Origin of the sequence: Sphingobacterium sp. UBA7855 (assembly GCA_002500745.1) — a bacterium.
In the GTDB taxonomy this organism is placed as follows: domain Bacteria; phylum Bacteroidota; class Bacteroidia; order Sphingobacteriales; family Sphingobacteriaceae; genus Sphingobacterium.
In genome coordinates this window covers 295,362-302,305 of record DLST01000015.1, presented here as the reverse complement: position 1 = coordinate 302,305, position 6,944 = coordinate 295,362, and the positions used below count along the sequence as shown (strand labels likewise).

Annotated in this window: 8 protein-coding genes and 1 pseudogene; 6 read left to right on the top strand and 3 right to left on the bottom strand. The window is 34.9% G+C overall.

Going from position 1 to position 6,944, the window contains the following annotated elements:
• Positions 1–755: 755 nt before the first annotated feature.
• The gene (locus B2107_RS13785) at positions 756–1,820 is read left to right on the top strand and encodes an IS110 family transposase (RefSeq protein WP_293956228.1); all 1,065 of its coding nucleotides are present in this window, start codon (positions 756–758) and stop codon (positions 1,818–1,820) included.
• A 146-nt stretch (positions 1,821–1,966) separates the two neighbouring features.
• On the opposite strand, the pseudogene B2107_RS13780 reads toward B2107_RS13785, so the two are convergent.
• Positions 1,967–2,245: pseudogene (locus B2107_RS13780) on the bottom strand (integrase core domain-containing protein); the annotation flags it as partial.
• A 66-nt stretch (positions 2,246–2,311) separates the two neighbouring features.
• Positions 2,312–2,761, bottom strand: a complete 450-nt coding sequence (locus tag B2107_RS13775) for a hypothetical protein (RefSeq protein WP_293956227.1) — start codon at positions 2,759–2,761, stop codon at positions 2,312–2,314.
• A 240-nt stretch (positions 2,762–3,001) separates the two neighbouring features.
• Between B2107_RS13775 and B2107_RS13770 the strand changes: the two genes are divergently transcribed.
• From B2107_RS13770 to B2107_RS13760, 3 genes are all read left to right on the top strand, one after another.
• Positions 3,002–4,054 carry a serine hydrolase domain-containing protein gene (locus B2107_RS13770; RefSeq protein WP_293956226.1) on the top strand — a complete coding sequence of 351 codons (1,053 nt, stop codon included), beginning with the start codon at positions 3,002–3,004 and terminating at the stop codon, positions 4,052–4,054.
• Positions 4,055–4,380: 326 nt separating this feature from the next.
• On the top strand, positions 4,381–4,953 hold the full coding sequence (locus B2107_RS13765; RefSeq protein WP_293956225.1) for a hypothetical protein: 573 nt from the start codon (positions 4,381–4,383) through the stop codon (positions 4,951–4,953).
• A gap of 38 nt (positions 4,954–4,991) precedes the next feature.
• Complete coding sequence (locus B2107_RS13760; protein ID WP_293956224.1) at positions 4,992–5,678, top strand: VOC family protein; 687 nt, start codon at positions 4,992–4,994, stop codon at positions 5,676–5,678.
• On the opposite strand, the gene B2107_RS13755 is transcribed toward B2107_RS13760, so the two are convergent.
• Entirely contained in the window at positions 5,649–5,810 is a 162-nt protein-coding gene (locus B2107_RS13755; RefSeq protein ID WP_293956223.1) for a hypothetical protein, read from the bottom strand. The genes B2107_RS13760 and B2107_RS13755 overlap by 30 nt on opposite strands.
• Positions 5,811–5,866: 56 nt before the next feature.
• Between B2107_RS13755 and B2107_RS13750 the strand changes: the two genes are divergently transcribed.
• Positions 5,867–6,061: a hypothetical protein gene (locus B2107_RS13750; RefSeq protein WP_028297204.1), complete on the top strand. Its 195-nt coding sequence runs from the start codon at positions 5,867–5,869 to the stop codon at positions 6,059–6,061.
• Positions 6,061–6,333: a type II toxin-antitoxin system YafQ family toxin gene (locus tag B2107_RS13745; protein ID WP_293956222.1), complete on the top strand. Its 273-nt coding sequence runs from the start codon at positions 6,061–6,063 to the stop codon at positions 6,331–6,333. Before B2107_RS13750 ends, B2107_RS13745 begins: the two co-directional genes overlap by 1 nt.
• Positions 6,334–6,944: the final 611 nt, after the last annotated feature.

Below are 6,944 nucleotides of genomic sequence, written 5' to 3'. Positions count from 1 at the left end.
CCGACTAAGTTAGCAACTCCAATTTCGCATATATAATAATATCATTCAGAACAGTCCCGATGAGGTTCTCGTAGACGTGAGTAATATTATGGTAATTTCAGTTTCTCCAATAAAGTTCATTAGTGATTTAGATGATCTTTTTATGATTACTTTAATTCCTAGGACTGATTCTAATATCAAAAAATTTAATACTATCCGTATCAGGTAATATAGTGGGACAAAATTGAATAGTTAAATCTTAAGAGATGTAATTTATTTATCTGAGATACTGCTGGCCCCTCAAGGTAAAATATCAATATAATTTTTTGAATTTTTCGCTCTATTTCTTATTTTTAAAGTATAAAGCACTTGCAACTAAAACGTATATCAAACCAGTGAGTTATTCGGTGAGTAGGAAATGGAAGGTTTGTAAATAACTGATAAATAGATTGATACAAATAGGGTTCGATTCCCCTACGGGCTACAGATCTAAAAGTCAACACATATAAAAGCCTGCAAATTGAATATTTGCAGGCTTTTATATTTACTGAGAATTATAAAAAGGTCATTATATTGTTGTTATACAAAATGTATTGGCTTTTCGTGTGAGACGAATGCAGGCTAGGTAAACATCTTGTTATACCGTAAAAAAGGAATTTTCCACACGATTTTATTCTCAGGAGTCTGAACAGTACTTAAGGCCGTTATTTCGAGCCTGGATAAAACAAAAGGATAGACGAAGGAGGATTAAGTCAATATGATTTAAATTCTTAACTATGGCTATTAGCAAACAGTGTATTGGGATAGATATCTCAAAAGCGACATTTACAGCATGTGTGTGTCAGCGTTTAGGGGATGGAGAATTAACGTTCTCAAAGACGGTGGATTTTATTAACGAAACCAAAGGGTTCAACCAGTTTCTGCGCTGGGCTAAAGGAGTTGTTACACCGAATACGGAACTTGTTTTTTTGATGGAAGCTACGGGGGTCTATTATGAGAACCTTGCCCACCATCTGCACAAGATTAAGAAAAAAGTTCATGTTGTCCTTCCCAATACCTCAAAGCACTATTTTTCGAGTCTCAATATTAAGACCAAGACAGATGCTGTTGATGCAAGAATATTGAGTCAGTTCGGTGTCGAGCGGATTCATAAAGCATGGAACCCACCTCCAGTGATATTATTGCAGCTGAGAAATTTGACCAGATACTATGTCCAGCTTCAAGAGCAGAAAATTGCATTAGGTAACATCAACTATAGTAAAGACTGTTCGCATGATATCCAACCCTTTATCCTGAAGAGCAATAAAAAGCTGATTGCAGAGATAGAAAAGGAGCTTGGTAGATGTACCAAAGAGATCACCATGCTAGTAAAGTCAGATCCTGATCTGGACAAAAAAGTTGAGAAACTCTCAACAATAAAAGGGATTGGTATGATTACCATGGTGACCATTCTTGCTGAAACAATGGGGTTTGAACAGTTTGGTAGCGCTAAACAGCTTGTCAGTTATGCCGGATACGATGTGGTTCAGCGGGAGTCTGGAACATCGGTCAAAGGAAAAACCAGAATATCCAAGAAAGGGAATAGATATATCCGAAATGCACTGTATTTTCCGGCTATGGTAGCTTGTAGATACAATCCATCGCTAAAGGAAACCTACCTGAGAATCATCCAGAAGAAGTCATCAAAAATGGTAGGGCAGGTTGCCATACAGAGAAAATTATTAATCTTAATGTATACGATTTGGAAAAATGATACGGTATTTATAGAAAATTATAAAGTAAGTAGTCCCGATTCGAAAACCGAGACTACACTAGATAGTTCAGAAGTTGAACTTCTTTAGAATACAAAAATACTTTTTTGTCTAAATATTTGGAATTTAAAACAGTACCTTTTTTGTTTTTCAGTATCAAAAAAACTATAATAATTCCCAAGAAAAAAGTGAGTCATTTTCGCTCATTTGCTTACTACTGAGATATACTTAACGATCTTATGCGTGCGATTCTGATTATAGTAATTCATCCAACGATCAAGGTCGTTTTGGAGTGCCTGAATACTTCGGTATACCTTCTTTCTGAATGCAACTGCATAAAACTCATCATGAATAGTACGGTGGTAACTTCCGCAAATACCAGTTGTTTGAGGGCTTTTTGCTTTTGTTTTCGTATGATCTATATCTTCGATGGCTAAATAGAGCTGATATTCATGCTGGTCTTTTACTCCGCAGTATTCTGTTCCTCGATCGGTTAATATTCTTAATAATCTTAAGTCATATTGCCTTATTTTCAGTAAATCTTCCCTACCGAGTATTTATCCTAACTATTCCATCTGTTATTATTTTTCATAAGATAAATTTGATCCATCAGTTTTTCGGAAGGCATATCGCATCCATATCAAATAGGGGATTTGCCAATATAGTGGATAAGATGCAATGTACTTTCTGGGTTTAAAATGCAAATAGGTAATTTTTGTTAAGGATAGGGTATCAATAAATTGCCGTCCTTTTTTCATTGAGAACAAAACAATAATTGTAAAAATTGGTGGTAAAATCCCAAACAACAATATTTTGGGAGGAAACGAATTTGTATCCGAATTATATGTGTTTTTAAGTGTCAAAATGGCTTGAATGATTAACCATACTATTAAACCTACAATGATTTTAGTTGAGTTCTGTCGTGTAGTTGGAGATTTTGCAGCCTTAATAATCCAAGAGAATAAAAAGAGTGTCATGACGGTTGTCAATCCAAAAATTAAAGGAATGTGTATTGGTAAATTTTCTAACATCTTAGTCTAATCAAATTGCAAGGTATAAATATTTTTCTATCGCAAAGCTTTCCCTAAGACAAGAAATTGAAGACAGTAAAGATGTATGTTGATTTATATGAATAACCACCGAGCAGGTAGAAAGGGCAAAGGAAGAAATAAAAGGATTAAAGGCGCGAAAGGATAGGGATTAAAATAAAATCAGTAATATTTGTTATCCTTGTACTTAAAGTTATTATGTCTATTTGAAGATTTACTCTAATGAAAACCATTCTATTCAATATGCTGATGCTGTTGTTTATAACTTCCAAAGCACAGGAAGTAGATCAATCACTTTTTCGAGAATTAAAAGAAAAAGTCATTGACAACACTTATCCTAAGATTGATGCTGTTATAGTTGAAAATAACGACAATATAATTTTTGAAGAATATTTTAATGGTTTTAATAAAGACAGTCGCCACGATATTCGTTCATCTTTTAAATCTATAACAAGCCTTTTAGCAGGAATTGCAATCGACAAAAAACTGATTGCACTCAATGACCGTTTGGAACGGTTCTTTCCTGAACTGAAAGACGAGAACAAAAGTAACATCAGTGTTCAGAATTTATTAGAAATGCGGTCGGGATTAAACTGCGAAGAATTTTATGGTCTTGGACCCTATTGTGAAGATGAGATGGCTGAAACCGAAGATTGGGTGGCATTTTGTTTAGGTATAGATTTAGTTCAGAATCCCGGCATAAATTGGTCTTATAATTCTATCGTACCCATGCTTATAGGAGAGATTATTACAAGGGCAAGCGGAATGACAGTCATGGAATTTGCCGAAAGAAATCTTTTTCAACCTTTGGGAATCGAAGATTATAAATGGACTATTTCTCCGAGAGGTCAAGGTATGACCGCAGGTTCATTTTTTATGAGACCTATGGATATGCTCAAAATTATTAATTTGGTAAGGAATAAAGGGGATTGGAAAGGTAAACAAATAATTAGTTCGGCGTGGATAGAAACATTAACAGATTGTGACATTGTTATCGATTATTCGTTTACCCGATATTCCAGAATCCCCAATGCAATATATGAAAGCGCACGTTATGGTTTCTTTTGGTATCGAGAGCAATTAAAGCATAAAGACATTGATACAGAAGTTTTGTTTGCTTCGGGTAATGGAGGGCAGTATATGATGTCTGTTCCGGAATATAATTTAGCGGTCGTATTTACTGGAAGTAACTATGGTAATTGGAGAGGGAAGCTCCCTTTTGAAATTATGCTGAAATATATCATCCCTGCAATTGAAAAGGACAAGAAAATATAAGAATTAGAAACCAGCCTACTAAAAAACGATTTGACTTATACATACATGAAAGTAAAATTTATAAAAATATTCTCACTTATAACACTTACTTTAACCAGTGTCCAAGCTTTCTCACAGGTGATGGAAGACAGAAGAAAAGGCACTTTTAACCTTAACTACAAGTTTAATTTTACAGACGATAGCAAAACAAAAGAGCATATTCCTAACGGACATTCTCTGTTAATGAGTAAGACTTTCACGCTTGACAGGTTACTACTGGATTAATAAATCTCCACGGAAGCTGAACTCATGCAGATATATAATGGAAATCCATCAAAGAAAACGAAATGACAGAACTACCTAATTTTACAATCCAAGCTAACGGAGATATTTCAAAAGAGTTTTTGAAAAGAGGTATCCAATCTTTTCATCAAGCCACCCATTATATCCAAAATATGGATTATGGAAGAAATTCAAATAAAGACGACCTAACGACCATTTTTACTGATAACAAAGGAACTTGCAGTACAAAACACGCTATATTAAAGCAATTGGCTAATGAGAACGAGGTTAAGGATATCAAGCTTATTCTTGGAATTTTCAAGATGAATGCTTTAAATACGCCAAAGGTTGAAAATACCTTGTCAAAGAATCTTCTGCAATACATTCCCGAAGCACATACTTACCTAAAATTTGGCAATAGTTGTTTTGATTTTACTAAAAGTGGGGCATCGCCAAATGACTTTATAAATGACTTGCTTTTTGAGACGGAAATCCAGCCAAATGAAATTAATCAACATAAAATCGGAATCCATAAAGTATTTTTGGATAATTGGCTTCATAAAAATAGTAATATAAAGTATTCACTTGAAGAAATTTGGAGAATAAGGGAGCAATGTATTCAAGATTTGTCAGAATAGGCCGAATAACTCCGATATATACAATAAAGAATTTAAGAATGATAATCAAAAACTTGACTTTACGAACCAACAAACTTCAAGAGGTAAAGGATTTTTATTACAAAACTTTAGGTTTGGAAATCAATAATGAAACACAAGATACCTTTAGCGTAAAAATTGGTTGGTCAATATTGAAGTTTAAACAATCCACCGAGCCTTTTCTGTATCATTATTGCTTTTTAATCCCATCAAATACGTTGGAAGAGGCTTTAAAGTGGATGGAAGAACGGGTTGAGATTATTAAGTTAGAGAGCGGAGAAAAAGCGGTTGACTTCGAAGATTGGAATGCTGTCTCTTTCTATTTTTATGATGGAGGTGGGAACATTTCAGAATTTATTACCCATCATGATTTAAAGAATGATATAGATAAACAATTCGATATTTCTGATGTGTTGGGTATAAGTGAAATGGGTATTGGAACCGATGACATTAAAAAAGTAAATTCACTTTTAGAAGAAAAATGCCAAACAACGTTATGGAAAGGAAACTTAACGAGATTTGGTGCGAACGGTTCACCCGAGGGGAAATTTGTGATGGCTAATTATAATAAAAAAGAGACTTGGTTTCCGACACAGATGAAAATACAACCTGTTCCTTTTGAAGTAGATATTGAGAATAATGGTAAATTACATCGATTAGAATATACAGGTAGAGAATTAAGGAAAAGACAAAATGGATTGTACTAAATTCTCTCCCTTCCGCGCATTTGTGGCCTGCGAAACCCCACCGCTATTGGCCGTGACTGTTCTCGCTTTGGGCTGTTTATGGTGAATTTCTTTCGTGTCATGCGGAGTTTTCTTCTTTCTTTTGTCAGCCATAGAGAATAATTTTATTTTTTAGTAACTTTGGGGTAGTACCATTAAGATGTGCAGATATGGAAATCACAATAAAGATAGATAAGCGAAGCAAGCAGGCTAAAGTATTCTATGAATACCTTAAAACACTACCTTTTGTAGAGCTTGAAGAACCCCGTTATAATAAAGATACTGAAAAAGCAATAAAAGAAGCTAAATCGGGCAAGGCGACCAAAACCACTCTTGAGGATTTCAGAAAAGAACTTTACTCGTAATGTATCAGCTTGAACAGACTGGAAAGTTCAAAAAAGATATTAAACTCGCCAAAAAGCGTGGTTTGGATATGCGACTACTCGATGAAGTCGTTACCCAATTGGTTGAAAAAGGCTCGCTCCCATCAAAGAACAAACCGCATAAGTTGACGGGTAATTATAAAGGATTTTGGGAGTGCCATATCCAACCCGATTGGCTGTTAGTTTGGGAACAAGGCGACACCATAAGGCTCATTACGTTAACAAGAACAGGCACACACAGCGACTTATTTTAAGTCTCACTTGGATTGCCTAAAAAGAACCACGAAAAGAACCCCCGAATTTTAAAAATCGCCTTTTTTGTCATGATAAAGCCATATTTTTAATCCTTCTACGGGCTACAGATCTAAAAGTCAACAAATAGAAAAGCCTGCAAATTAAATATTTGCAGGCTTTTTTTGTGTGTAAAAAAACTTTATTGACTCCCGTGACAGTTTATGGCTTACCGAAAGAGGTCAGCAGAAAGCGAATGCGAGCCATCGAAAGCGAATTATAAAGTTAACCGCACAAAGGGTAAAACAAAAACTCTAAAGGTCTTGAACAAGAAACACTTTCCAAGAAGGTCAACATTCCGTTCATGATATTTATTAATAAACTGGTTGAGGTGCCACATATTTTTATCTTGATTTATAGGATATTGCCCTTCCTTATTGGATATGAATAAATTTAATTTATCAATTAGAAAAGGAAAGCCATGTCATATCTGCGATCAAAACTTACAGTTAACCAATACCCGACCAATTCCTGCCTTTTGCCCAGCATTGCTTGAACTTTCTTTGGGCGGGCTTCGGATCTGCCTCGGGAAAAATTCGAGGAAAATCCAAGTAAAAGCGGAATCCAATTCTAT

Excerpts from the sequence above, each read along its gene's own strand:
- B2107_RS13770 (WP_293956226.1), top strand. The coding sequence starts at position 3,002 with ATGAAAACCATTCTATTCAATATGCTGATGCTGTTGTTTATAACTTCC.
- B2107_RS13750 (WP_028297204.1), top strand. The coding sequence starts at position 5,867 with ATGGAAATCACAATAAAGATAGATAAGCGAAGCAAGCAGGCTAAAGTA.
- B2107_RS13785 (WP_293956228.1), top strand. The coding sequence starts at position 756 with ATGGCTATTAGCAAACAGTGTATTGGGATAGATATCTCAAAAGCGACA.
- B2107_RS13775 (WP_293956227.1), bottom strand. The coding sequence starts at position 2,761 with ATGTTAGAAAATTTACCAATACACATTCCTTTAATTTTTGGATTGACA.
- B2107_RS13755 (WP_293956223.1), bottom strand. The coding sequence starts at position 5,810 with ATGGCTGACAAAAGAAAGAAGAAAACTCCGCATGACACGAAAGAAATT.
- B2107_RS13760 (WP_293956224.1), top strand. The coding sequence starts at position 4,992 with ATGATAATCAAAAACTTGACTTTACGAACCAACAAACTTCAAGAGGTA.
- B2107_RS13765 (WP_293956225.1), top strand. The coding sequence starts at position 4,381 with ATGACAGAACTACCTAATTTTACAATCCAAGCTAACGGAGATATTTCA.
- B2107_RS13745 (WP_293956222.1), top strand. The coding sequence starts at position 6,061 with ATGTATCAGCTTGAACAGACTGGAAAGTTCAAAAAAGATATTAAACTC.